This window comes from Serratia sp. HMSC15F11 (assembly GCF_001808215.1).
Taxonomy (GTDB): Bacteria; Pseudomonadota; Gammaproteobacteria; order Enterobacterales; family Enterobacteriaceae; genus Serratia; species Serratia nevei.
Genome location: NZ_KV792395.1, coordinates 32,567 through 55,708, shown reverse-complemented (window position 1 = coordinate 55,708; position 23,142 = coordinate 32,567). Strand labels below are relative to the sequence as shown.

The following is a 23,142-nucleotide window of genomic DNA, read 5'->3' as shown; positions in this document are numbered from 1 at the left end:
CAATGAGCAAGGGCGCGGCGAGCCGCGCCCTTGGGCCGTCAACGGAACAGCGTTTGCGCCCAGCGCGCCAGCCCGGCGGTGACCGAGCCGAAGTCGTTGCCGCCGACGATCGGAATGCCAGGCAGCTGCTGTTGCAGCGCGGCGCGCAGCAGCGGCGAACGTGCGCTGCCGCCGGTCAGGTAGATCACCTGCGGCGCGGTCTGGCTGCTGGCCAACGCGGCGCTGACCTGCTCCTGGATGCGCATCAACGGCTGCGAGATGGCGTCGGCGAGCTGATCCTGGCTGATGCTTTCCGCCAGATCGGCCTGCACGAAGCTGAGCGGCGCGCTGATGGCGGTTTGGCCGGACAGGGCTATCTTACTCTCTTCGGCCGCGCGCACCAGCCGATAGCTCAGGCGCTGCTGGTACACTTTCAGCAGGCGTTTGACCTTTTCCGGCTCCGCCGCGTCGAGGATCAGATCGCGCAGCACGCGGCCGTTGGCGGCGCTGTAGAAGTCGTTTTGCGCCGGTACGTCGTTGGTCGCCACCGCGTTCCAGTAAGGCAGCGCCGGCAGGGCGATGCCTTTCCCGGTTTCGCCGCCCAGGCCGAACAGCGGCATCAGCTGTTTGAAGGCCAACATGATGTCCAGATCGTTACCGCCGACCCGGCATCCGCTGTGGCCCAGCAGGCTCTGCTGACGATCGGCGCGCTCGCGCCACTGCGGGCCCATCAGCAGCACCGAGCAGTCGGTGGTGCCGCCGCCGATGTCCACCACCAGCACGGTTTGCTCTTCGCTCAGCGTCGCCTCGAAGTCCAGCCCTGCGGCCACCGGCTCGAACTGGAATTCAATCTCTTTGAAACCGGCGCGTTCGGCGGCGCGCTGCAAAATGCCCTGCGCCTGCCGGTTGGCCTCTTCGCCGCCGATGCCCTGGAAGTTGATCGGTCGGCCGATCACCGCCTGATCGATACCGGCCTGCAGCACGTTTTCCGCCTGGCGTTTGATGTGGAACATCATGGCGCAAACCAGGTCTTCGAACAGGGCGATCTGCTGCGGCTTCAGGCCGTTGGCGCCGAGGAAGGACTTCGGCGAGCGCACGAAGTACACCTCTTCCGGATCTTCCATGTAGTGCGCCAGCGCCTGCAGGCCGAACAGCACGCTGTCGCCGCCGACCGGAATGTCCTCTTCGCGGTTGTAACTGATGGCGCGGCGCAGCAGCTGCTGGTTTTCTTCGCTGCCGGTCGGCACCTGCCAGTGGCGGTGCAGGCACTCGCTCACCGCTTCGCGGGTCGGCGCGCACAGCATTGAAGGCAGATACGGCTCGTTGTTTTCCAGCGTCAGCAGCTCGGGGCCGTGGTCGCGCATCACCGCGACGGAACAGTTGGCTGTCCCATAGTCGAATCCAATAAACATCTCTTTTTTGTCCCCATGCCAATGAAGGGGGGCGACTTTACCCGAGACGGGGCCGGTGGGCAATGCGCTGATGCGCGAGTGTCGAAAAATTTAGCGGGCGCGGCATCGGCATGCTTAACTTAATGTCCGAATTCCGCACGTCAGCGCGCCAGCCGAGCCCCATAATGCAGAAAAAACCGAACCCGAGCGTTGCCATGAATACCCAACAGCAAGCGTTGTACGACGCGCTGCGCGCGCGTGACCGCAAATTCGACGGCCGCTTTTTCGTCGGCGTCTCTTCCACCGGCATTTATTGCCGCCCGGTGTGCAGCGCCCGCACGCCGAAGCTGGAAAACTGCACCTTCTATCCGAGCGCGGCGGCGGCCGAGCTGGCGGGCTTTCGCCCCTGTCTCAAATGCCGGCCGGAACTGGCGCCCGGTCTGGCGCTGATCGATCTGGGCAACCGCTATGCGCAGGTGGCGGTGCAGCTCATCGAGCAGGGCTATCTGTCCGAACACAGCTGCGAAGCGCTGGCGGCGCGGCTCGGCATTTCCGATCGCCACCTGCGGCGTATCTTCGCTGAACAGTTTGGCGCTTCGCCGATCGATTACGCGCAGTCGCACCGGCTGCTGCAGGCCAAACGTCTGTTGGCGGATACCGATCTGCCGCTCAGCGAAGTGGCATTCGCCGCCGGTTTCGGCAGCCTGCGGCGTTTCAACGAGCTGTTCAAGGCGCGCTATCGCCTGATTCCGTCGGCGCTGCGCATCGGCGGCGCGCGCGGTGAACGGGCCGCCGCCAGCGGCCTGGTGTTCCACCTGGGCTATCGGCCGCCCTATGACTGGGATCGCATGCTGAACTTCTTGCAGGCGCGCGCCGTGCAGGGCGTAGAGCGGGTCGAGGGCCGCCGCTATCTGCGTTCGATCTCAGTCAGCCAGGGCGGTACGGAGTATTGCGGCTGGCTCAGCGTGCAGCCGGAAGAAGCGCGCAACCGGGTCAGGGTAGAGATCGCGCCGGCGCTCAGTTTGGTGACGACCGAGGTGCTGCGCCGCGTACGCTTGCTGTTCGATTTGGACGCCGCGCCGGATCGCATCAATGAGGCGCTGGGTTCGCTGGCGGCCGATGCGCCGGGGCTGCGCCTGCCGGGCTGCGTAAACAGCTTCGAACAGGCGGCGCGTGCGGTGCTGGGGCAATTGGTCAGCGTGAAAATGGCGGCAACCTTCGCCGGACGGATGGCCGAACGTTGGGGCGAAGCGCTGGCGGCGCCGCACGAGGGCATCACCCACGTTTTTCCTGCCGCCGAACGGGTGGCGCAGCTGCAGCCCGAAGCCCTGCGCCCGCTCGGGGTGCAGCTGAAGCGCGCGGCGGCGCTGATCGAGATCGCCCGCGCGCTGGGCGAAGGGCGGCTGCAGCTCGATAACGTGCTGGATATTGAACAGGGCATCAAGGCGCTGACCGCGCTGCCGGGCATCGGCAGCTGGACCGCCAGCTATATCGCGATGCGCGCCTGGTCGTGGCCGGACGTGTTCCTGGCCGGCGATTACCTGATCAAACAGCGTTTCCCTGGCATGACGCCGCGCCAGATCGAACGCTATGCCGAACGTTGGCGCCCGTGGCGCTCTTACGCCACGTTGCACCTGTGGCACAACGACGGTTGGGCGCCGGAAGGGGAGGAGTGAGGCGCATTCGGGCTAGCGCGGGGCGTCGATCAGCTGCAGCAGGCGGCTCATGCCTTCGCGCATCAGGAACGCCAGCAGCTTTTCCCGCTCGGCCGGCGTCAGATGGTAGTAATATTCGATCCAGACCCGAACCGGATCCTGGCGTTTGATGTCGTAGTCCGGATGGTCGGCCTCGCGCAAGGCCGACAGGCTGCTCGCGCCGAACGGCAGGCTGTCGATATGGTATTCCAGCGCTTTACCTTGTACGCCGCTGCGGCGGCGGCTGACCCAGCCTTCGCGTCGGGCCATCAGATTGACCCCTTGCGGGGTCGAGGGCAACCCCGCTTTTCCCATCAGTTCCCTGGCGGAAAACCATTTCTTTTCCATAGTCCCTTATCCCTGAGCTATCACATGTCGAGGAAAATCAACGGATACGTCGATGTCCGCATGGGAGCTTCATCTTACTTAATCGTTTAAGCTTCAGGTGTTATTTATATCACTAATCTTGTATTGGTTAACATAATGTGAAAGACGAGAGGTGCGGCGCCGCCCGTGAGACGGCGCCGGCGAGGGAAGGCTTAGCGGATGCCGAAGTAGCCGTCGCTGAGCAGAACCGCCAACGGCTGCTCCAGCGCCACTTGGTCGCCTTCTGCCAGATCGACGCCGACATCGCGCAGCGCCTGCAGCGTCACCGGCTGGTGGGCCGGCCCGGCGAGCGTTTGCGCCTTGATCCGGTGCGCCGCGCCGTTGAGCATCGAGACCATCAGTTCATCCATCTGGTTGCAGTGCACGTTGGTGATGAAGCGTTCATCGATGCGAATGATGTCTATCTTCTGATCGCCCAACTCATCGAAGGCATTGATGTTATGCCCAAAGCCGTTGACGATCAGTCGGCAGCCCAGCTGCTGCAGTTCGCGCAGACACGCTCGGCACTGCGCGGTGTGCTCCAGCACCACGGCTTCATCGACGCTGAACAGCAGTGCCCGCGGCGGCAGCGAAGAGGCGCGCACCGTTTCCGTCAGGTCGCGCTGGAAGTCGGTGTTCAGCAGGCTGTCGGTAGCCAGCGGCAACGCGAGCGACAGCCCCTTGCGCTTGATGTCGTCGGCGTACGATACCAACAGCTGCGTCACCGCCCAGCGGTCGATGTCCGGCATCAGGCCGTACAGCTGCGCCGCGGCGATGAACGCCTCGTGCGGCAGCGGCCTGCCGTCCGGCGCCATAACCTGCAGCTTCACTTGATGGAACGCGGCCGACAGCGGCGTCGCCGGCGGCGCGACCGCGTGGGTCAGCAGCCGCAGCTGCCCCTCGCTGATGATCGTCTGTACCTCCTGTGGGTTCAGCAATTCATGCTGCCGTTCCAGCAGCTGTTTTTGCCGCGTTTCGTACAGATAAACCTGGCCGCGGCCGTGGTGCTTGGCGGTGTAGCAGGCGATGTCGGCCTGGGCCAGCAGTTCGCTGCTTTTGGCGTCGCCGCCGATGCGCGTGATGCCGGCGCTGGCGCCGACGCGATAAATTTTCCCTTCCCAGTAGAACGGATGCTGGCTGATTTGGTTGACTACCTGCTGCATCAGCGATTTCGCCTGCTCCAGCCGGCAGTCGAACAGGATCAAACCGAACTCGTCACCGCCCAGCCGAGCCAGGCAGTCGCTGTTGCGCAGCTGGTGCCGCATCAGCTGGGCGATGTCTCGCAGCAAGGCATCACCCGCCGCGTGGCCGGCGGTGTCGTTTACCGCTTTGAACCGATCCAGATCGAGGAACACCAGCGAATGCGACGACGACGGTTCCCCGCCGGCGGCGATCGCCGCCTTCAGCTGCTTCTCGAAGCGGGTGCGGTTCGGCAGGCCGGTCAGCGCGTCGTGCGAGGCGCTGTAGCTGAGCTTTTTCATCAGTTCGCGCGAGGCGGTGACGTCCTGCAGCACCATCACCGCGCCCATGGTTTCGCCATCGAGCGTTTTCAGCGGTGAGACCGACTGTTGCACGTCGAAATAACGTCCGTCGCGGCTGTGCAGCACCAGCGCGTAATCCGCCGGCCCTTGCCGCGGGTATTGCGTGAGGTTTTCGATTTCCGGGCCGTCTTTGCCGTTGGTCAGGCGCACCACGCCGGCGATGGGCATACCGATCGCCAGGTCGAGCGGCCAGCCGCACATCTGCTCGGCCACTGGGTTCATAAAGGTGATGCGCAGGTGGCTGTCGGTGGAGATCACCCCTTCGCCGATGGCGTCGAGGGTGATGTGCAGGCGCTCTTTTTCTTCGTGCAGCGCCTCGGCGAGGATCTTGAGCTCGGTCATGTCGATATTGGTGCCGATCATGCGCAGCGGCCGGCCCTGGTCGTCGAGGATCACGTTGCCCTGGCCGCGAATATGGCGCAGCTTGCCGCCGCGCGTGGTAATGCGAAATTCCATGACGAAAGGCTTGGGATTGGCCAGCAGCGCGGCCAGCTCGCGATCGGTGCGCTCGCGATCTTCCGGCACCAGCAGGGTGCGCCACAGCGCCAGCGTCGGCGTTTGGTCGGGATTGAGATCGTAGAGTTCGAACATGCGCTGATCCCAGGTGAAGTGTTCCTGGCTCATCACCCATTCCCAAATGCCGACGCCGCCCACTTGGTTGGCCAGCGTAATGCGCTCCACCAGCCGGTTGTTCTCTGCCTCGCTGCGTTTGAGGCCGCTGATGTCCTCGACCTGAGAGATGAAGTACAGCGGTTGCCCTTCGGCGTCGCGCACCAGCGAGACGGCCAACAGCGCCCAAACGGTCTGGCCGTCGCTGCGGATATAGCGTTTCTCCATGGTGTAGCTGCTGATGTGGCCGTCGAGCAGATCGTGCAACTGGCTGAGATCGGCGTTGAGGTCGTCCGGGTGGGTGATCTCTTGAAAGGTCAGGCGATAGAGTCTTTCGGGCGGATAGCCGAGCAGCTTGCACAGCGCCTGGTTAACCTGCAGCCATTTGCCCTCCGGCGACACCAGCGCCATGCCGATGGCGGAATACTCCAGCGCGCTGCGAAAGCGGCTTTCGCTCTCGACGATGTGTTGTTTCTCCACCCGAAAGGTGTGCATCACCATCGCCATCGCGTGTGCCGGGATCAGGATCAGCAGCATCGGCAAGTACAGGCCAAGCTCACCGAAGACGTGTGCAGAGGCCTGCAGGTGCAGCACGCCCAGCGAGATCAGCACCGTGATCAGCAGCAGGGTGCAGAAACAGACGGCGAAGGCTTCGAAGCGCGGCAGCGCGATGGCGGCCCACAGCAGCGGCAGGATGACGAAGGTGAACGGGAACGGCAGATAGGTCAGCGCCAGGTAGCTGAAGGCCAGGGAGCCCATCAGCGTGAGCAGCAGCGGGTAGGGGTTCAGCGCCGCCAAGGTGCGGCGGTGATAGGTGAGGCCAAGCGGCGCCAGCGACAGCACCCCTATTGCTTCGGAGATGAACCAGATGCCGAACGATTGCCAGAACGTTTGATCCGGCGTGGGCGAGAGCCCGGCGGCCAGCAGCGCGCTGAACAGCGGGGTGAAGATCACCGCGCACACCACAAAGCGCAGCCAGCAGCCCAGATCGCTCAGCGGATCGTTCGCCGGCAGCGTGCGGCGCAGCAGCAGGGCGCAAACCGCCGCTTCCAGCAGGTTGATGGCGGCCAGCTTGACGGGAATGATGCTGATGCCGAACAGCAAGAAGCTGGCGAGCACGATGCCGAGGCCGCTGGCCAGCAGCGGCAGGCCCCAGTGGCGCGGGGCGTGGCGGTACAGCACGGCGATCGCGGCGGCGGTCGGGAACCACAGCGGCGTGAAGTGGCGGGCTTCGCTGGACAGCGACAGGCTCAGCAAGGCGAGCAGAAACGTCGCCAACGCCACTAACAGGGAATGCGTCAGCATGACGCCTTTGCGGGTGCCGAACGTGTTCGGCGCGCTGATCTCCATAGACATCCTTACCGATGGCCTCTGTCAGTGATTGGATTCATGACGTGGATGAATTAAGACGATTTATTGGCAAAGGGTAGTACAGCGCGAGAGGAAAACCTACCGGGAAGGCCGACTTTACTGCGTTACACGCAAGCCCGGCGACAGAATGACGAAAAAGCCGGCGCGGGGCCGGCTTTTGGCGTATTACAGCAGGAACAGGGTGGCGAGGCCGAGGAAGATGAAAAAGCCGCCGGTGTCGGTCAGCGCGGTGATGAGCACGCTCGAGCCGACCGCCGGATCGCGGCCCAGTTTGAGCATGGTCATCGGGATCACCACGCCCATCAGCGCAGCCAGCAGCAGGTTGAGCAGCATCGCCAGCGTCATCACGCCGCCCATCGCCGCGTCGCCGTACAGCAGCCAGGTGATCACGCCCATGATGCCGCCCCACACCACGCCGTTGATGATGGCTACTCCCAGCTCTCTGAGCATCAGGCGTGAGATGTTGCCGACTTCGATCTGGTGCAGCGCCAGCGCGCGCACGATCATGGTGATGGTCTGGTTGCCGGTGTTGCCGCCGATGCCGGCGACGATCGGCATCAGCGCCGCCAGTGCCACCAGCTGGGAAATGGTGTGTTCGAACAGGCCGATCACGCGCGAGGCGACGAACGCGGTGCAGAGATTGATCGCCAGCCAGGCCCAGCGGGTCTTGACCGCCTTGCTGACCGGGGCGAACACGTCTTCTTCCGGGCTTAAACCGCCCATGCGGCGCAGGTTGGTGTCGCTCTCTTCGTTGACGGCGTCGACGATCTCTTCGATGGTCAGGCGGCCCATCAGTTTGCCCTTGGCGTCAACCACCGGGGCGCTGATCAGGTCGTAACGTTCGAACGCGCCGGCCGCTTCATCGGCCTTGTCTTCGGGCTGAAAGGTGGCGGGATCGCTGTCCATCACTTCGCGCACCGGGATCTCCGGATCGTTCAGCAGCACCGCGGTCAGCGGCAGCTCGCCCAGCAGGGTGTTTTTGCGGTCGGTGACGAACAGTTTATCGGTGGCGTCGGGAATGGTTTTGCGCATGCGCAAAAAGCGGTGCACCGCGCCGAGCGTGACGTCCGGCCGCACCGTCACCAGTTCGAAATCCATCATCCAGCCGACGCTGTCTTTGGCGTACTGGCTCATCTCGCGCACCTGGGCGCGCTGCTCCGGCTCCAGCGAGGTCAGCAACCGGCCCATCAGGTTACGCGGCAGGTATTGCGCCAGGTAGGCCTGTTCGTCGACGTCCAGCGTTTTGATCGCTTTGAGCAGGTCTTTGTCGCTCATTTCCTCGATCAGGCTGTCCCAGACCGGCTCGGCGACCTCCACCAGCGTCTGGCCGCGCTTGCTGTTGCCCACCAGCCGCCACAGCGCCATACGTTCATCCTGCGGCAGCGCTTCCAGCAGGTCCGCCAGGTCGGCGGCGTGCATGTCGTCCAACAGGCCGGTGATTTCCGCCGTCTGGTTCAGCAGTTCGCTTTGGCTGAGGGCGTGCTCATCCCCTGGCCGGCCGAGAATACCGTCGACCAATTCCTTATTGTTCAACAGCAGAGTGAGAATGCGCTGGCGGTGTTCAGCGACTTTTTTGACGTTATGGGTTGCGGCTGACATGGTGTTCCTTAACGGGCGCTCGGCGTTCCTGACGCAGGCTCATTAAAAGATAGAGCATAGCGAGTGCCGGAGTCATTTTTATGAAACGGACGGGGCGCGGCGGTTATTCAGAGGAGGCGTCCTGTTGCGGCGCGCTGACTTCGGCGGCGTTTTGCGCAGCGGCCTGCTTTTTTTCCTGATGATGAGGCACCGCCACCACGGCGGCGTACAGCAGTCTGCCGACTAAAATGATAAAGCTGATAAACAACACTATCTTCGTCATCTGTCCGGTGGTTTTCTTGCGCATATATCACCCGGTATGCCGGTGTCCTGTGTGATTCGCTCGAGAATTTGTAACCGGATTTTAGGCGCTGATGACAAAAGTTGTCCATTTTTTTCCGGCGTGCGGGACGGCGCATTAGGGTTTCGTTTAGGTTGACGGGGCGAGGGCGGAAAGAAAAACCCCCTGACAGGCAGGGGGCGGGGGGATCAGGCGGAGCGCTGTTCGTCTTGCGAGCCTTCTTCGTCGATCAGCAGCTTCCAGCCGACGACGTCGTTCCAGTAGGCCTGCTCGCGTTCGAAATCGAGCTGCACCAGGTTGTTCTGCGCCAGGTAGCCGGCCGGGAAGCGCAGCGTCCAGTGGTTGTCGTCGGTGGTCAGGCGCAGCGTTTCCGGCGTGGTGGTCGACTGACGCTGGTTGTTGAGCAGGGTGCTCAGACGCAGCAGCTGGATCAGCGGCAGGTAGTGTTTCTTCTTGAACAGGTTGAGGCGCGGCAGCTCTTCCAGCTTGATCGCCTTGCGGTGGAAACGCACCAGCGCCGCCAGCAGCAGCTGCTGTTCCTGGTTGAAGCCAGGCAGGTTGGAGTTTTGCAGAATGTAGGCCGAATGGCGGTGCATGCCGCTGTGGTTGATGCTCAGCCCCACTTCGTGCAGCATGGCGGCCCATTTCAGCAGCGCTTCCAGCTGCGGATGCGCCAGCTTGGTGTTCTGCGCCATCCACTGCGAGTAGAGCAGCTCGGTGGTTTCCAGCACCCGTTTGGCCTGCTCGCGATCGATGTTGTAGTGATCGGCCAGGCTTTTGGCGGTGCGGCTGCGGATGTCCTGGTGGCGGAAACGGCCTTCCATTTCATACAGCACGCCTTCGCGCAGCGCGCCGTCGGACAGGCGCAGATCGCGGATCGCCAGCGCATCGAACACGCCGCACAGGATAGCCAGCCCCGGCACGAACACCGATTGGCGATCTTCCGACAGCCCCGGCAGGCTCAGCGAGCCGAAGCTTTTGAACTGCAGCACCTGCTCGGCGAGCATTTCCAGGCGATCCAGGGTGATGAGACCGTCTTTTTCCCCCATCGCCACCAGCACTTCGTGGGCGGCCTTGATGGTGCCCGAGGCGCCCAGCGCGTACTGCCAGCCCTGAATGCGGTACTGCCAGGCCAGCGTTTCCAGCTTCTGCGCCGCCGCCAGCCGCGCGCGGCGGAAGTTGTTTTTGCTGATCTCGCCGCCCGGGAAGAACAGCTGGGCGAAGCTGACGCAGCCCATGCGGCGGCTTTCCGCCAGCAGCGGCTCGAAGTCTTCGCCGATCACCAGCTCGGTGGATCCGCCGCCGATGTCGATCACCAGCTTGCGGCCTTTCTCCGGCTGAGTGTGCTCCACGCCCATGAAGATCAGGCGCGCTTCTTCCTGACCGGCGATGATTTCGATCGGGTAGGGGATCACTTTGGCGGCGCGCTTGAGGAACACTTCGGCGTTCACCGCCTGACGCAGGGTGTGCGTCCCGACGATGGTGACGTTATCCGCCGGGAAGCCCTGCAGCCGTTCGGCAAACAGGGCCAGGCAGGCCAGGCCGCGCTCTATCGCCTCTTCACTGAGTACGTTGTTGCTGTCCAATCCGTCGGCGAGATGCACCCGCTGTTTTAAACGGCCCAATACCTGTAAGGCGCCGTTGACGACGCGGGCGATCACCATGTGGAAACTGTTCGACCCGAGGTCGATGGCGGCGATTTCCTGCGGTTTGTTCGTTGCAGTGTTTTTTAGCGGCATAGTTGCTGGCCTACTGTCCTGGTTGTTCCAGAGCTTTTAAATACTCGTAAATAGCTACCTGGGCACGCACTTTGCGGCGGTTGCCGCGCGGCACGTACTGGTTGCTCAGTTCTTTATCCACATAACGGGCCTTGACCGTATCGCTGAACAGGATCTCCAGAATGTCCAGAACGCGCTGTTTCAGCGCCGGATCCAGCAGCGATACCGCCACTTCGATACGGTAATCTATGTTGCGGGTCATCCAGTCGGCGGAGGACAGATACACCCGTTTGTCACCTTTATTGTCGAAAACGTAAACCCGATCGTGTTCCAAAAAGCGATCGACGATGCTGATCACCTGAATATTGTCGCTGATCCCCGGCAGGTTGGGAATCAGGGAACACATGCCCCGCACCAGCAGGCGGATCTTCACGCCGGCGCCGGACGCGGTATATAACCGATCTACCAGCCCTTTATCCACCAGATTATTTATTTTCAACATAATGCCGGCCTGTTCCCCGGCCTGGGCGTTGGCGATTTCGTTGTCGATCAGCTCATACAGCTTCAGGCGCGAGTTCTGCGGCGACACCATCAGGTTGTCGAAGGTGACCGGCCGGTAGGGGTTCTCGATAAAGTTGAATACCCGGCGCACCTCGTTGGTGATGCGTGAGTCGGCGGTCAACAGCGAATAGTCGGTGTAGATGCGCGCGGTTTTTTCGTTAAAGTTGCCGGTACCGATATGAGCATAGCGCACAATGTCATCGCCTTCACGGCGCGAAATCAGGAACAGCTTGGCGTGGATTTTCAGGCCCGGCGCGGAGAAGATCACGTGCACGCCGGCTTCGGTCAGGCGCTTCGCCCAGTGAATGTTGGCCTCTTCGTCGAAGCGCGCCTGCAGCTCGACCACCACCGTGACCTTCTTGCCGTTGTGCGCGGCGTGGATCATCGATTCGATGATGCGCGAATCTTTCGCCACCCGATAGATGTTGATCTTGATAGCCAACACGCTCGGATCGAACGACGCCTGGCGCAGCAGTTCCAGCACGTGCTCGAAGGTGTGGTACGGGTAGTAGAGCAGCACGTCTTTTTCGCGAATGGCGTCGAAGCCGTTGCGGAAACCGTCGAACCAGATGTGGCGCAGGCGCGGCAGCGGCTTGTTGACCAGGTTGGCCTTGCCGACGTTCGGGAAACTGATGAAATCTTTGAAGTTGTGGTAGCGGCCGCCGGCGATCACCGAATCGTAGTTGGAGATGCCCAGCTTGCCGCGCAGCAGCTCCACCATTTCGTTCGGCATGTCGCGCTGATACACGAAGCGCACCGGCTCGGCGGTCAGGCGCTGTTTCAGGCTGGAGGACATCAGTTCCAGCAGGCTGGATTCCATTTCGGTGACCAGATCGTACTCCGCGTCGCGGGTCATTTTCATCGAGTAGGCGTTGAGCGCGTCGTAGTCGAAGAAGCCCTTGAAGATATCGTCCAGGCAGTAGCGCAGAATGTTGTCCAGCAGGATCATCGGCTTACGGCGGCGCGGCGCTTCCGGCGGCAGATTGACGAAGCGCGGCACCTTATCGGACGGGATCTCCAGCAGCGCATAGTCGATGCGCGCGCCGCGAATGATCTCCACTGCCAGGTAGGTGTAATCGTCTTTCAGAAACTGCACCAGGTTGGTGTCGTGGTTGATCAGGATCGGCGTGATGTGCTGGCGCAGATGCTGTTTGAAATATTGCCGCAGCCAGATTTGCTGGTTCTCGGACACCTGGCGTTCGTTGATCAGGAAGATCTGATTGCGCGCCATTTCCAGCAGCAGATCGTTGTACAGGCTGTCGAACTCCTGATCGGTTTTCAGCACCTTGGCCTGGATCTTTTTCAGCAGGTGGCGCGAGGCGCCGGCGGAGCCTTGCTCTTCGCTGATCAGGATGCGCCGTTTGAGATCGGCGAAGCGGACTTTATAGAACTCGTCGAGGTTATTGGAGTAAATGCCCAGAAAACGCATACGTTCAATCAGGGGATTGCTCTTATCTGCGGCTTCCTGCAACACGCGTTCATTAAAGGATAACCAGCTTAGTTCTTTTTCGATGTAGAGCTTTTCCTGACCCATTGCCACTCCAGTTCAAATTTAGAATAGGATCCGGGACGCAGCGCCCGGATGCCGCTCTAGTGTCCTTCATCATTATTGCGAGAGATTGACAGGAAAGTCCAACATATCCATTGCGTTGGCGCGCGGCGTTTCTTGGCGGCAATAAATTTTCGCCGATGCAGGGCGCAGGGGGGTGGAATGAGCAGCATGAAATGAAGGTTAGCAGGCTTATTCTTGGTGATATTAAGCGTGTTTGCGTTCATTTTTCAGCAATATATCAACGCCATATTGTCTGTTTGCAGTGTAAAAAACCTGGGTTATGGCGGGTAACTTTGTCATGCAAACGTCATAAAACTGACATAAGATGCCCGGTTATCTTACGGCGCAAGCCCGATTACATCAGCGACAGCGAGACACATGACACAGACGACGGCCAATCAACATCCCCGAGATCGCATGCGTGGGCGCATCGACCGCGGCGTGCAGGCGGCAGTAACCGCCAGCGGGCTGATGGTGCTGATGACGTTGATGCTGATCTTCGTCTATTTGCTGTTTGCCGTGCTGCCGCTGTTCAAACCGGCCTCGCTCGGCCAGGCGCAGCCGCTGCCGATCGCGGCGTCGGCCCCGGCGCTGGCGCTGGGCATGGACGTGCAGCAGCGCGTCGGTTACCGCATCGACGCGCAGGGCGCGGGGCAATTTTATCGCCTTACGCCGGCACCGAACGGCCAGCCCCAGGCGCCGCTGGCGCAGCAGACGCTGCTGGCCAAACCGGCGCTGCTTGCCCAGGCCGCCGGAGAGCGCGATCTGTTCGCGCTGGCGCAGGCCGACGGCCGGTTGGTGGTGGCGCGCGCGGATTTTGCGACGGCGGAAAACGGCCGGCCGCAGTGGCTGTTCCCGCTCGGGCAGCAGCCGTTGGCGCTGGATCCGCAGCGCAAGCCGCTGAAACTGCTGTCGCTGGCGGATGCGCATCGCGGGCAGTATCTGCTGGCTGGGGTGACTGACGATCGGCGGCTGGTGTTCGGCCGTTTCAGCCCTGACCGGCCGCCGCAGTTCAGCGAGCGGCCGCTGGAACACGATGCTGAGCAACTGGTGCTGACGCCGGATGGCCGCCAGCTTTACCTGCTGACCGGCAACCGGCTGGCGCGTTATCAGATCGATGGCGCGCAGCTGCAGCTGCGTGAAACGCGTACCCTTGGCGAACATGCCCCGTATCAGATGACGGCGCTGCCCGGCGGCAGCGCGCTGCTGATCAAGGGCGCCGACGGCAATCTGCGCGAGTGGTTCGAAGTAGAAAAAGAGCAGCGCTGGCGCCTGACGCCGGTGCAGCATTTCGACCATGGCGCCGACGGGCAGGAGCTGACGGTGGCTGAGCCCTATCGCCGGGTGTTCGCCACCCTGCGGCCCGATGGCGGCTTCTCGCTGTTCTCCACCATTCAACCGCAGCCGCTGCTGAATACCCGTTTGGGCGCTGAGGTGCGGCAGATGGCGTTCGCGCCGCGCGGCGATGGCCTGTTGCTGGAGAGCGCGCAGGGCTGGCAGCGCTATGCGCTCGACAACCCGTATCCGGACGTCACCTGGCGTTCGCTGTGGGGCAAGGTGTGGTATGAGAACTACCCACAGCCGGCCTATGTTTGGCAGTCCACCTCCGGCGAAGACAGTTACCAACCCAAATTCAGTTTGATGCCGGTGATCTTCGGCACCTTCAAGGCGGCGGCTTACGCGATGCTGTTCGCCATTCCCCTGGCGCTGGCCGGCGCCATCTATACCGCTTACTTTATGACGCCGGGGCTGCGGCGGGTGATCAAACCGGCTATCGAAGTGATGGGCGCGCTGCCGACGGTGGTGATCGGGCTGGTGGCCGGCATTTGGCTGGCGCCGATCATCGAGCAGTATCTGTTGGCGGTGCTGGCGTTGCCGCTGCTGCTGGCGGCGGCGGTGCTGCTGTGCGGCGCGTTGACCCATCGCTTTATGCCGCGTTGCCGGCCGGGCGTCGATCTGCTGTTGCTGTTGCCGCTGCTGGCGTTGACGGTGTGGCTGGCGCTCAGCCTGGGGCCGCGGCTGGAGGTGGCGCTGTTCGGTGAGCCGCTGCATTTCTGGCTGGGGGATAATTACGACCAGCGCAATGCGCTGGTGGTGGGCGTGGCGATGGGCTTCGCGCTGGTGCCGATCATCTTCTCGCTGGCGGAGGACGCGCTGTTCAGCGTGCCGGCCACCCTGAGCCAGGGCTCTTTGGCGCTGGGCGCCACCCAATGGCAGACGGTGATCAAGGTGGTGCTGCCTTCCGCCAGCGCCGGTATTTTCTCCGCGCTGATGATCGGCTTTGGCCGCGCGGTGGGGGAAACCATGATCGTGCTGATGGCCACCGGCAATACGCCAATTATCGACGGCAGCCTGTTCCAGGGGCTGCGGGCGCTGGCGGCCAATATCGCCATCGAGATGCCGGAGGCGGTCTCCGGCAGCAGCCATTACCGCGTGCTGTTCCTGACCGCGCTGGTGCTGTTTGTCTTCACCTTCGTGTTCAACACGCTGGCGGAGGCGGTGCGCCTGCGGCTGCGCAAGCGTTACACGCCAAATCAGGAGGCGCCATGAAGAACTGGGTGAAGAGCGGGTCGCCGTGGATATGGCTGACCGCCGGTTCGGTGGCCGTCAGCCTGTTGGCGCTGATCGGCATTTTGTTGCTGCTGGCCGGACAAGGGATGCGCTATTTCTGGCCGAGCCCGGTTTATCAGTTCGAGCTGAATCAGAACGGCGCCGGGCCGGTGACGGTGATCGGCGAGCTGTACCAGCAGCAAAGCATTTCGCGCCGCCAGCTGGCGGAAGCGGGCGTGACGCCGCCGGGCGAGGCGCAAAGCGTCGAACGCTATCTGATCAAGGTCGGCAACCGCGAGCGCGAGGGGCAGGATTTCCGCACGCTGCTGGCCAGTGACATCCGCAGCCAAAGCACGCCGCGCGGCCTGCTGGTGCTGGAGCGCGACAGCCACGGTACCGCCTACGGCTATCTGGCGGGGCTGCTGGAGGATGGGCAACCGCTGACCGGCCGCAATCTGGGGCAGGCGTTGCAGCAGCGGCTGCCGCAAATCGCCGCGCTCTCGCGCCAGGCGCACGACATTCAATTCCGCGATATGGCGCGCATCAATCAACAGTTTGACGCGCTGCGGCTGCGGGAAAAGCGCCTGCAGCGCGACGATAAGCTGGACGCCCGCGCGCAGGACGCCATCAAGGCCGAGCGGCTGGAGTTACAGCGGCAATACCAGCTGCTGTCCGAACGCCTGGCGGGGCTGAACCGCGATCGCCAGCGCGATGCGCTGCTGCTGCGCGACATGCACGGCCAGACGTTGACCATTCCGCTCAGCCAGGTGCGCGATGCTTGGTACCCGAACGCCATGAACACCACCGAGAAGCTGGCGCATTGGGGCGAGCAGGTGAAGAAGTTCCTCACCGACAGCCCGCGTGAGGCGAATACCGAAGGCGGGGTGTTCCCGGCCATTTTCGGCACGGTGTTGATGGTGATCCTGATGTCGATCGTGGTGATGCCGTTTGGCGTGATCGCGGCGGTGTATCTGCACGAGTATGCCGGCAACAATCTGCTGACGCGGGTGATCCGCATCGCGGTGGTCAACCTGGCCGGCGTGCCCTCGATCGTCTATGGCGTCTTCGGCCTCGGCTTTTTCGTTTATATGATAGGCGGCACGCTCGATCAGCTGTTCTATCCTGAATCCTTGCCCAACCCGACCTTTGGTACGCCCGGCGTGCTGTGGGCGGCGCTGACGCTGGCGCTGCTGACGCTGCCGGTGGTGATCGTCGCCACCGAGGAAGGGCTGTCGCGCATTCCCACCTCGCTGCGGCAGGGCTCGATGGCGCTGGGCGCCAGCCGGGCCGAGACGCTGTGGCGCATCGTGCTGCCGATGGCGGCGCCGGCGATGATGACCGGCCTGATTCTGGCGGTGGCGCGCGCCGCCGGGGAGACCGCGCCGCTGATGCTGGTGGGGGTAGTGAAATCGGTGCCGGTGCTGCCGGTGGACGAGATTTTCCCGTATCTGCACCTGGAGCGGAAGTTTATGCATCTGAGCTTCCAGATCTACGATATGGCATTCCAAAGCCCGAGCGTAGAGGCGGCGCGGCCGCTGGTGTTCGCCACCGCCTTCCTGCTGGTGACGATCGTGGTGAGTTTGAATCTGGCGGCGATGGGTATCCGCCATTCGTTGAGGGAGCGGTACCGAGCATGGTCGCAGTAACAATGACGCTATTTTTGGGGAGTGCGTAATGGGTTTGATGACGCCAGGCAGTTTGCCCCGGCTGGATGTCCAGCATCTCGACGATGAACAGACCGCGCTGGCGGTCAACGGCCTGAACCTGTTTTATGGCGACAAACAGGTGCTGCACGATATTTCGCTGCGTATCCCGAAACACCGGGTGACGGCCCTGATCGGCCCTTCGGGCTGCGGTAAATCGACGCTGCTGCGCTGTTTCAACCGCATGAACGATCTGGTGGACAACTGCCGCATCGAGGGCGAGCTGCAGCTGAACGGCGCGGCGATCTCCGGTGCGCAGATCGACGTGGCGGCACTGCGGCGGCGGGTGGGCATGGTGTTCCAGCGGCCGAACCCATTCCCGAAATCGATCTATGAAAACGTGGTGTACGGCCTGCGGCTGCAGGGCGTGCGCGACCGGCGCTTGCTGGATGAAGCGGTGGAGCGTTCGCTGCGCGCCGCCGCGCTGTGGCATGAGGTGAAGGACCGGCTGCGCGAAAATGCGTTCCGCTTGTCCAGCGGCCAGCAGCAGCGCCTGGTGATCGCGCGCGCCATCGCCATCGAGCCGGAGGTATTGCTGCTCGACGAGCCGACCTCGGCGCTGGATCCGATCTCAACGCTGACCATCGAAGAGCTGATTTCCGCGCTGAAACAGCGTTACAGCGTGGTGCTGGTGACGCACAACATGCAGCAGGCGGCGCGCGTCTCCGACTACACCGCCTTTATCCACCAGGGGCGGCTGGTGGAGTACAACGACACCGACGCCATCTTCACCTCGCCGCGCCAGCGCCGCACCGAGGATTATATTACCGGGCGGTATGGTTGAGGGGAGAGCGACGGAGGTTTTCGCTCCGTCGCCGGCAATGGCCGTTGCAGTCGGCCTGCGTCTGCTGTTTTATTTTACCCGCGCATTAAGCCGGCATGAATTAATGCATGGCATAAGTCTGATTGCCGGCGAGTTTGTTTTATTCATTTTTCATCATGTGGAATTCAATCCATTCTCTGCAATTTATTATCAACCACAATTATGTTGTCGGTGATGATCAATATAATTGCTAATGTCGATAATGGCTGTGGCGGGCTCGGCGGTGCTGAAATGGTAATCCTTAATGCGCGCGGCCTTTAGCCGTAACCCGCAATACCAACCCCACCAACAGCAACGCAGCCCCCGAGGCATAGAGCGGGAACCAGCGCGTCCACCAGAGCGGGGAAAACAGCGGGGTGCTGTTGGGATCTGCAGGCGCGTAGCCGCTATAGGTATTTAGACCGGCGGCGATGGCGAGCATCGCCAGGCCGATAAAAAGCAGCAGGTTTGAAACTTTAGCCATTTACGTTACTCCTTCGTAGAAATTCAGAGGAAAGTTTCTTGTTATTGCGGTGCGTTACTGTTTCATCCACTATTCCGGTTAAATACGCTCTTGGCTTTTTTATCAGCTCATTTTCCGGTAAAAATGGCATCACCGAATACTAGCCGGTTATTCGCCAATAAAAAACCCGCCAGCGCGGGTTTTCTCTTTTTTCTCGCAGACCGTCACTTCACCAGCGGCTTATCATTGGGCGTTTTGAACTTCGCCAGATATTGCGGCTGGAAGATGCACATGCGCAGCACGGTGCGGTATTCGCCGTTGACGAAGAACTCGTCAATCAGCTCGCCTTCCACGTTGAAGCCCAGCTTGCTGTAGATGTGGATCGCCTTCGGGTTCTCCTTGTCGACGATCAGGTACAGCTTGTACAGGTTCAGCACCGAGAAGCCGTAGTCCATCGCCAGGCGGGCGGCGGTGCTGGCGTAGCCTTTGCCCTGGTGGGCGGGATCGATGATGATCTGGAATTCTGCGCGGCGGTGGATGTGATCGATCTCCACCAGTTCCACCAGGCCGACCTTGGCGCCTTCGTGCTCGATGATAAAGCGGCGCTCGCTCTGATCGTGGATGTGTTTGTCGTAGAGATCGGAAAGTTCGACAAAGGCTTCGTAGGGTTCTTCAAACCAATAGCGCATGACGCTGGCGTTGTTGTCCATCTGGTGGACGAACGACAGATCGTCCCTTTCCAATGGGCGTAACCTGACGCTGGCAGTGCTGGACATGTGGGCTCCTCTGTGCCGTGAAATTGTGCAAAGTATAACTTCACAGAATGGATGAAGGCGAAAAAAAACGGCGCCGCGTGGGCGCCGTTTAGGCAAGGTTCAGGCTGCGCGCCTCAGTCGGCGGCGTGGCCCTGCTCAGGCAGGCGTTCGCCGTCCAGCCAGGCGGCGCCGTCGCGCATTGCCAGGCGGCCGTCGACGAACCAGCTCACCACCAGTGGATAGATCGTGTGTTCCTGGGTTTGCACCCGTTCAACCACGTCATCTTCCTCGTCGTCAGCGAAAATCGGCACCTTGGCCTGCAAAATCACCGGGCCGCCGTCGAGCTGTTCGGTCACGAAGTGCACCGAGGTGCCGTGTTCGCTGTCGCCGTTGTCGATGGCCTGACGGTGGGTATGCAGCCCCGGGTATTTCGGCAGCAGGGAAGGGTGGATGTTCAGCAGGCGGCCGGCATAGCGCTGCACGAACTGCGGGCTGAGGATACGCATGTAGCCGGCCAGCACCACCAGATCGGGCTGGTACTGGTCGATGGCGTCCGCCAACGCGGCGTCGAACGCCGCGCGATCGGCGTAGGCCTTGGCATCCAGCGCCTGGGCGGCGATGCCCGCCGCCTCTGCACGTTGCAGGCCGTAAGCCTGCGCCTTGTTGCTGAATACCGCCACGATCTCGGCGGCGATGCGGCCCTGCTGGCAGGCGTCAATCAGCGCCTGGAGATTGCTCCCCTGGCCGGAGACCAACACCACGATCTTTTTCATCAGTTGATGACCACTTGTTGTTCGTCGGAAGAGGCGGTCAGTTTACCGATTTTCCACGCTTTTTCACCTGCCGCGGTCAGTAGCGCGATGGCCGCTTCCACTTCGGCTTCCGGCAGGGCGATGACCATGCCTACGCCGCAGTTGAAGGTGCGGTACATTTCATGACGGCTGACGTTGCCGGCCTGCTGCAGCCAGGTGAACACCGCCGGCCACTGCCAGCTGGCTTCGTCGATCACCGCCTGCATGCCTTCCGGCAGCACGCGCGGAATGTTTTCCCAGAAGCCGCCGCCGGTGAGGTGAGCGATGGCGTGGACGTCCGCCTTCTCGATCAGCTCCAGCACGGACTTCACGTAAATCTTGGTCGGCGCCAGCAGGTGGTCGGCCAGCGGTTTGCCTTCCAGCTGGGTGGCGGTCGGATCGGTGTTGCTCACTTCCAGGATTTTGCGCACCAGCGAGTAGCCGTTGGAGTGCGGGCCGGAAGCGCCCAGGGCGATCAGCGCGTCGCCGGACTGCACTTTACTGCCGTCGATGATCTCGGATTTTTCGACCACGCCGACGCAGAAACCGGCCACGTCGTAATCTTCGCCGTGGTACATGCCCGGCATTTCAGCGGTTTCGCCGCCCACCAGCGCACAGCCGGACTGTTTGCAGCCTTCGGCGATGCCGGTGATCACGCTGGCCGCGGTGTCCACATCCAGCTTGCCGGTCGCGTAGTAGTCGAGGAAGAACAGCGGCTCGGCGCCCTGAACCACCAGATCGTTGACGCACATCGCCACCAGATCGATGCCGATGGTGTCGTGGCGTTTCAGATCCATCGCCAGACGCAGCTTGGTGCCCACGCCGTCGGTACCGGAAACCAGCACCGGCTCGCGGTATTTCTGCGGCAACGCACACAGGGCGCCAAACCCGCCCAGACCGCCCATCACTTCCGGGCGACGGGTCTGTTTAACTACACCTTTGATGCGATCTACCAATGCGTTGCCTGCATCGATATCGACACCTGCGTCTTTATAGCTGAGAGAGGTTTTGTCGGTCACTGCGCGATTCCCCACGACGGTTTGCGGTTTGAAAACTGTGCTTCCGATGTTGATTCCGGAATAAGGCGCGGCAATTCTAACAGCGCAGGCAAACGTTTGCGAGCGGCTTGTGAACCGGCTCCGCTTTTTCGTCATCTATACTGATATTCAAACTTTTGTTGATCCCGATCGGGCTATTGTGGGTGGCGCAGCGAAAAAAAGGAGGTATAATCCCGCGATTTTTTTGGCCGCAACCACCTTAATAGGAGAAAAATGATGAAGATCGTTGAGGTGAAACACCCGCTGGTAAAACACAAGCTTGGCCTGATGCGCGAAAATGACATCAGCACCAAACGCTTCCGTGAGCTGGCCTCAGAAGTGGGTAGTTTACTGACCTATGAAGCGACCGCCGATCTGGAGACGGAAAAAGTCACCATCGAAGGCTGGTGCGGGCCAGTTGAAGTGGAACAGATCAAAGGGAAAAAGATTACCGTGGTGCCTATCCTGCGCGCAGGCCTGGGCATGATGGAAGGGGTGCTGGAGCACGTGCCGAGCGCGCGCATCAGCGTGGTGGGCGTTTACCGCGACGAAGAAACCCTGGAGCCGGTGCCGTACTTCCAGAAGCTGGTTTCCAACATCGAAGAGCGCATGGCGCTGGTCGTCGACCCGATGCTGGCCACCGGCGGTTCGATGATCGCCACTATCGATCTGCTGAAGAAAGCCGGCTGCCACAGCATCAAGGTGCTGGTCCTGGTGGCGGCGCCGGAAGGCATCGCCGCGCTGGAGAAAGCGCATCCGGACGTTGAGCTGTACACCGCCTCCATCGATCAGTGCCTGAACGACAAGGGCTATATCGTGCCTGGCCTGGGCGATGCGGGCGACAAGATATTTGGTACTAAGTAAACATTTGAGCCGACTTAACGAGTCGGCTTTTTTATGCTCTTCGTCTTTCAAGCTACAGCGTTGTTGGCTGCAGGCAGTAACCTCAGTCACTTATTTGATATAAGCTCCTGGGGATTATTGCCCTGGCCGCCTGGCTGTAACTTGAAATCCATTGAGCATAGACAATTCAGCTTGCATAACGATTAATGACTCAGAGGAAAAGCACACATGACCCGTCGCGCCATCGGCGTCAGCGAGCGCCCGCCGCTGCTCCAGACCATTCCGCTCAGCTTCCAGCACCTGTTCGCCATGTTCGGCGCCACCGTGCTGGTGCCTATCCTGTTCAAGATCAACCCGGCGACCGTGCTGTTGTTCAACGGCATCGGCACGCTGCTGTATCTGTTCATCTGTAAAGGCAAGATCCCGGCCTACCTCGGTTCCAGCTTCGCGTTTATCTCGCCGGTGCTGCTGCTGTTGCCGCTCGGTTATGAAGTGGCGTTGGGCGGTTTCATCATGTGCGGCGTGCTGTTCTGCCTGGTGGCGCTGATCGTGAAAAAGGCCGGCACCGGCTGGCTGGACGTGATGTTCCCGCCGGCGGCGATGGGAGCGATCGTCGCCGTCATCGGGCTGGAGCTGGCTGGCGTGGCGGCCAACATGGCGGGGCTGCTGCCGGCGGAAGGCACCAGCGCCGACTCGACCACCATCACCATTTCGCTGGTGACGCTGGCGGTCACGGTGCTCGGCTCGGTGCTGTTCCGCGGCTTCCTGGCAATTATCCCGATCCTGATCGGCGTGCTGGTGGGCTATGCGCTGTCGTTCTTCATGGGCGTGGTGGATTTGACCCCGATCCGCGAGGCGCACTGGTTTGCGCTGCCGACCTTCTACACCCCGCGCTTTGAGTGGTTCGCCATCTTCACCATTCTGCCGGCGGCGCTGGTGGTGATCGCCGAGCACGTCGGCCACTTGGTGGTGACCGCCAACATCGTGAAAAAAGACCTGATCCGCGATCCGGGGCTGCACCGTTCGATGTTCGCCAACGGCATTTCGACGGTGTTCTCCGGCTTCTTCGGTTCCACGCCGAACACCACCTACGGCGAGAACATCGGCGTGATGGCCATCACCAAGGTCTACAGCACCTGGGTGATCGGCGGCGCGGCGGTGCTGGCTATCCTGCTGTCCTGCATCGGCAAGCTGGCGGCGGCGATCCAGGCGGTGCCGGTGCCGGTGATGGGCGGCGTTTCCCTGCTGCTGTACGGCGTGATCGGCGCCTCGGGCATTCGCGTGCTGATCGAGTCCAAAGTGGATTACAACAAGGCGCAAAACCTGATTCTGACCTCGGTGATCCTGATCATCGGCGTGAGCGGCGCCAAGGTGCATATCGGCGCGGCGGAGCTGAAAGGCATGGCGCTGGCGACCATCGTCGGCATTGGCCTGAGCCTGCTGTTCAAGGTCATCAGCCTGTTCCGCAAGGAAGAAGAGGTGCTTGACGCGCCGGACGAACCGGCGGAGCAGAAGTAACGAAAAGGGCAGCCCAGGG

At 61.8% G+C, this 23,142-nt stretch carries 17 protein-coding genes; 6 read left to right on the top strand and 11 right to left on the bottom strand.

Translation table 11 applies throughout. The annotated features are described in order from the left end of the window. Positions 1–38: 38 nt before the first annotated feature. On the bottom strand, positions 39–1,391 hold the full coding sequence (gene yegD / locus HMPREF3138_RS02870) for a molecular chaperone (RefSeq protein ID WP_038873731.1): 1,353 nt from the start codon (positions 1,389–1,391) through the stop codon (positions 39–41). A 164-nt stretch (positions 1,392–1,555) separates the two neighbouring features. On the opposite strand from yegD, the gene alkA reads away from it, so the two are divergent. Next, a complete protein-coding gene (gene alkA / locus HMPREF3138_RS02865; RefSeq protein ID WP_038873729.1) occupies positions 1,556–3,046 on the top strand; it encodes a DNA-3-methyladenine glycosylase 2 in 1,491 nt (496 codons plus the stop codon). 12 nt (positions 3,047–3,058) lie between these two features. Here the strand turns inward: alkA and HMPREF3138_RS02860 are convergent, their stop codons facing one another. From HMPREF3138_RS02860 to ppk1, 6 genes are all read right to left on the bottom strand, one after another. Further along, positions 3,059–3,412 carry a DNA-binding protein gene (locus HMPREF3138_RS02860; RefSeq protein ID WP_038873726.1) on the bottom strand — a complete coding sequence of 118 codons (354 nt, stop codon included), beginning with the start codon at positions 3,410–3,412 and terminating at the stop codon, positions 3,059–3,061. 191 nt (positions 3,413–3,603) lie between these two features. Then, the gene (locus HMPREF3138_RS02855; RefSeq protein ID WP_038873724.1) at positions 3,604–6,930 is read right to left on the bottom strand and encodes a diguanylate cyclase; all 3,327 of its coding nucleotides are present in this window, start codon (positions 6,928–6,930) and stop codon (positions 3,604–3,606) included. A gap of 186 nt (positions 6,931–7,116) precedes the next feature. Next, a complete protein-coding gene (gene mgtE / locus HMPREF3138_RS02850; protein ID WP_015378729.1) occupies positions 7,117–8,550 on the bottom strand; it encodes a magnesium transporter in 1,434 nt (477 codons plus the stop codon). A 103-nt stretch (positions 8,551–8,653) separates the two neighbouring features. Further along, positions 8,654–8,836, bottom strand: a complete 183-nt coding sequence (locus tag HMPREF3138_RS02845) for a YfgG family protein (RefSeq protein ID WP_004941600.1) — start codon at positions 8,834–8,836, stop codon at positions 8,654–8,656. A 182-nt stretch (positions 8,837–9,018) separates the two neighbouring features. After that, positions 9,019–10,569, bottom strand: a complete 1,551-nt coding sequence (gene ppx, locus HMPREF3138_RS02840; RefSeq protein ID WP_038873722.1) for an exopolyphosphatase — start codon at positions 10,567–10,569, stop codon at positions 9,019–9,021. 10 nt (positions 10,570–10,579) lie between these two features. Continuing rightward, the gene (gene ppk1 / locus HMPREF3138_RS02835; protein ID WP_038873720.1) at positions 10,580–12,643 is read right to left on the bottom strand and encodes a polyphosphate kinase 1; all 2,064 of its coding nucleotides are present in this window, start codon (positions 12,641–12,643) and stop codon (positions 10,580–10,582) included. A 396-nt stretch (positions 12,644–13,039) separates the two neighbouring features. Between ppk1 and HMPREF3138_RS02830 the strand changes: the two genes are divergently transcribed. Genes HMPREF3138_RS02830 through pstB form a run of 3 tightly spaced genes read left to right on the top strand, consistent with a single transcriptional unit; the run spans position 13,040 to position 17,698 of the window. Next, positions 13,040–15,211: an ABC transporter permease subunit gene (locus tag HMPREF3138_RS02830; protein WP_038873717.1), complete on the top strand. Its 2,172-nt coding sequence runs from the start codon at positions 13,040–13,042 to the stop codon at positions 15,209–15,211. Next, a complete protein-coding gene (pstA, locus tag HMPREF3138_RS02825) occupies positions 15,208–16,857 on the top strand; it encodes a phosphate ABC transporter permease PstA (RefSeq protein WP_038873714.1) in 1,650 nt (549 codons plus the stop codon). The genes HMPREF3138_RS02830 and pstA overlap by 4 nt, the downstream gene beginning before the upstream one ends. A gap of 28 nt (positions 16,858–16,885) precedes the next feature. Further along, positions 16,886–17,698: a phosphate ABC transporter ATP-binding protein PstB gene (gene pstB / locus HMPREF3138_RS02820; RefSeq protein ID WP_004941613.1), complete on the top strand. Its 813-nt coding sequence runs from the start codon at positions 16,886–16,888 to the stop codon at positions 17,696–17,698. A gap of 280 nt (positions 17,699–17,978) precedes the next feature. On the opposite strand, the gene HMPREF3138_RS02815 is transcribed toward pstB, so the two are convergent. From HMPREF3138_RS02815 to purM, 4 genes are all read right to left on the bottom strand, one after another. After that, the gene (locus HMPREF3138_RS02815) at positions 17,979–18,200 is read right to left on the bottom strand and encodes a hypothetical protein (protein WP_033644041.1); all 222 of its coding nucleotides are present in this window, start codon (positions 18,198–18,200) and stop codon (positions 17,979–17,981) included. Positions 18,201–18,403: 203 nt separating this feature from the next. Further along, complete coding sequence (gene speG / locus HMPREF3138_RS02810; RefSeq protein WP_004941631.1) at positions 18,404–18,955, bottom strand: spermidine N1-acetyltransferase; 552 nt, start codon at positions 18,953–18,955, stop codon at positions 18,404–18,406. Positions 18,956–19,068: 113 nt separating this feature from the next. Then, a complete protein-coding gene (purN, locus tag HMPREF3138_RS02805; RefSeq protein WP_038873710.1) occupies positions 19,069–19,707 on the bottom strand; it encodes a phosphoribosylglycinamide formyltransferase in 639 nt (212 codons plus the stop codon). After that, entirely contained in the window at positions 19,707–20,744 is a 1,038-nt protein-coding gene (gene purM, locus HMPREF3138_RS02800) for a phosphoribosylformylglycinamidine cyclo-ligase (protein ID WP_025303843.1), read from the bottom strand. Before purM ends, purN begins: the two co-directional genes overlap by 1 nt. A gap of 255 nt (positions 20,745–20,999) precedes the next feature. Here purM and upp point away from each other — a divergent pair, with 255 nt between their 5' ends. Further along, a complete protein-coding gene (upp, locus tag HMPREF3138_RS02795; RefSeq protein WP_038873707.1) occupies positions 21,000–21,626 on the top strand; it encodes a uracil phosphoribosyltransferase in 627 nt (208 codons plus the stop codon). Positions 21,627–21,833: 207 nt separating this feature from the next. After that, a complete protein-coding gene (gene uraA / locus HMPREF3138_RS02790) occupies positions 21,834–23,123 on the top strand; it encodes a uracil permease (RefSeq protein ID WP_021504398.1) in 1,290 nt (429 codons plus the stop codon). Positions 23,124–23,142 lie beyond the last annotated feature (19 nt).

Coding starts and splice junctions, on each gene's coding strand:
- yegD (WP_038873731.1), bottom strand. CDS start 1,391: ATGTTTATTGGATTCGACTATGGGACAGCCAACTGTTCCGTCGCGGTG.
- alkA (WP_038873729.1), top strand. CDS start 1,556: ATGCAGAAAAAACCGAACCCGAGCGTTGCCATGAATACCCAACAGCAA.
- HMPREF3138_RS02860 (WP_038873726.1), bottom strand. CDS start 3,412: ATGGAAAAGAAATGGTTTTCCGCCAGGGAACTGATGGGAAAAGCGGGG.
- HMPREF3138_RS02855 (WP_038873724.1), bottom strand. CDS start 6,930: ATGGAGATCAGCGCGCCGAACACGTTCGGCACCCGCAAAGGCGTCATG.
- mgtE (WP_015378729.1), bottom strand. CDS start 8,550: ATGTCAGCCGCAACCCATAACGTCAAAAAAGTCGCTGAACACCGCCAG.
- HMPREF3138_RS02845 (WP_004941600.1), bottom strand. CDS start 8,836: ATGCGCAAGAAAACCACCGGACAGATGACGAAGATAGTGTTGTTTATC.
- ppx (WP_038873722.1), bottom strand. CDS start 10,569: ATGCCGCTAAAAAACACTGCAACGAACAAACCGCAGGAAATCGCCGCC.
- ppk1 (WP_038873720.1), bottom strand. CDS start 12,643: ATGGGTCAGGAAAAGCTCTACATCGAAAAAGAACTAAGCTGGTTATCC.
- HMPREF3138_RS02830 (WP_038873717.1), top strand. CDS start 13,040: ATGACACAGACGACGGCCAATCAACATCCCCGAGATCGCATGCGTGGG.
- pstA (WP_038873714.1), top strand. CDS start 15,208: ATGAAGAACTGGGTGAAGAGCGGGTCGCCGTGGATATGGCTGACCGCC.
- pstB (WP_004941613.1), top strand. CDS start 16,886: ATGGGTTTGATGACGCCAGGCAGTTTGCCCCGGCTGGATGTCCAGCAT.
- HMPREF3138_RS02815 (WP_033644041.1), bottom strand. CDS start 18,200: ATGGCTAAAGTTTCAAACCTGCTGCTTTTTATCGGCCTGGCGATGCTC.
- speG (WP_004941631.1), bottom strand. CDS start 18,955: ATGTCCAGCACTGCCAGCGTCAGGTTACGCCCATTGGAAAGGGACGAT.
- purN (WP_038873710.1), bottom strand. CDS start 19,707: ATGAAAAAGATCGTGGTGTTGGTCTCCGGCCAGGGGAGCAATCTCCAG.
- upp (WP_038873707.1), top strand. CDS start 21,000: ATGAAGATCGTTGAGGTGAAACACCCGCTGGTAAAACACAAGCTTGGC.
- uraA (WP_021504398.1), top strand. CDS start 21,834: ATGACCCGTCGCGCCATCGGCGTCAGCGAGCGCCCGCCGCTGCTCCAG.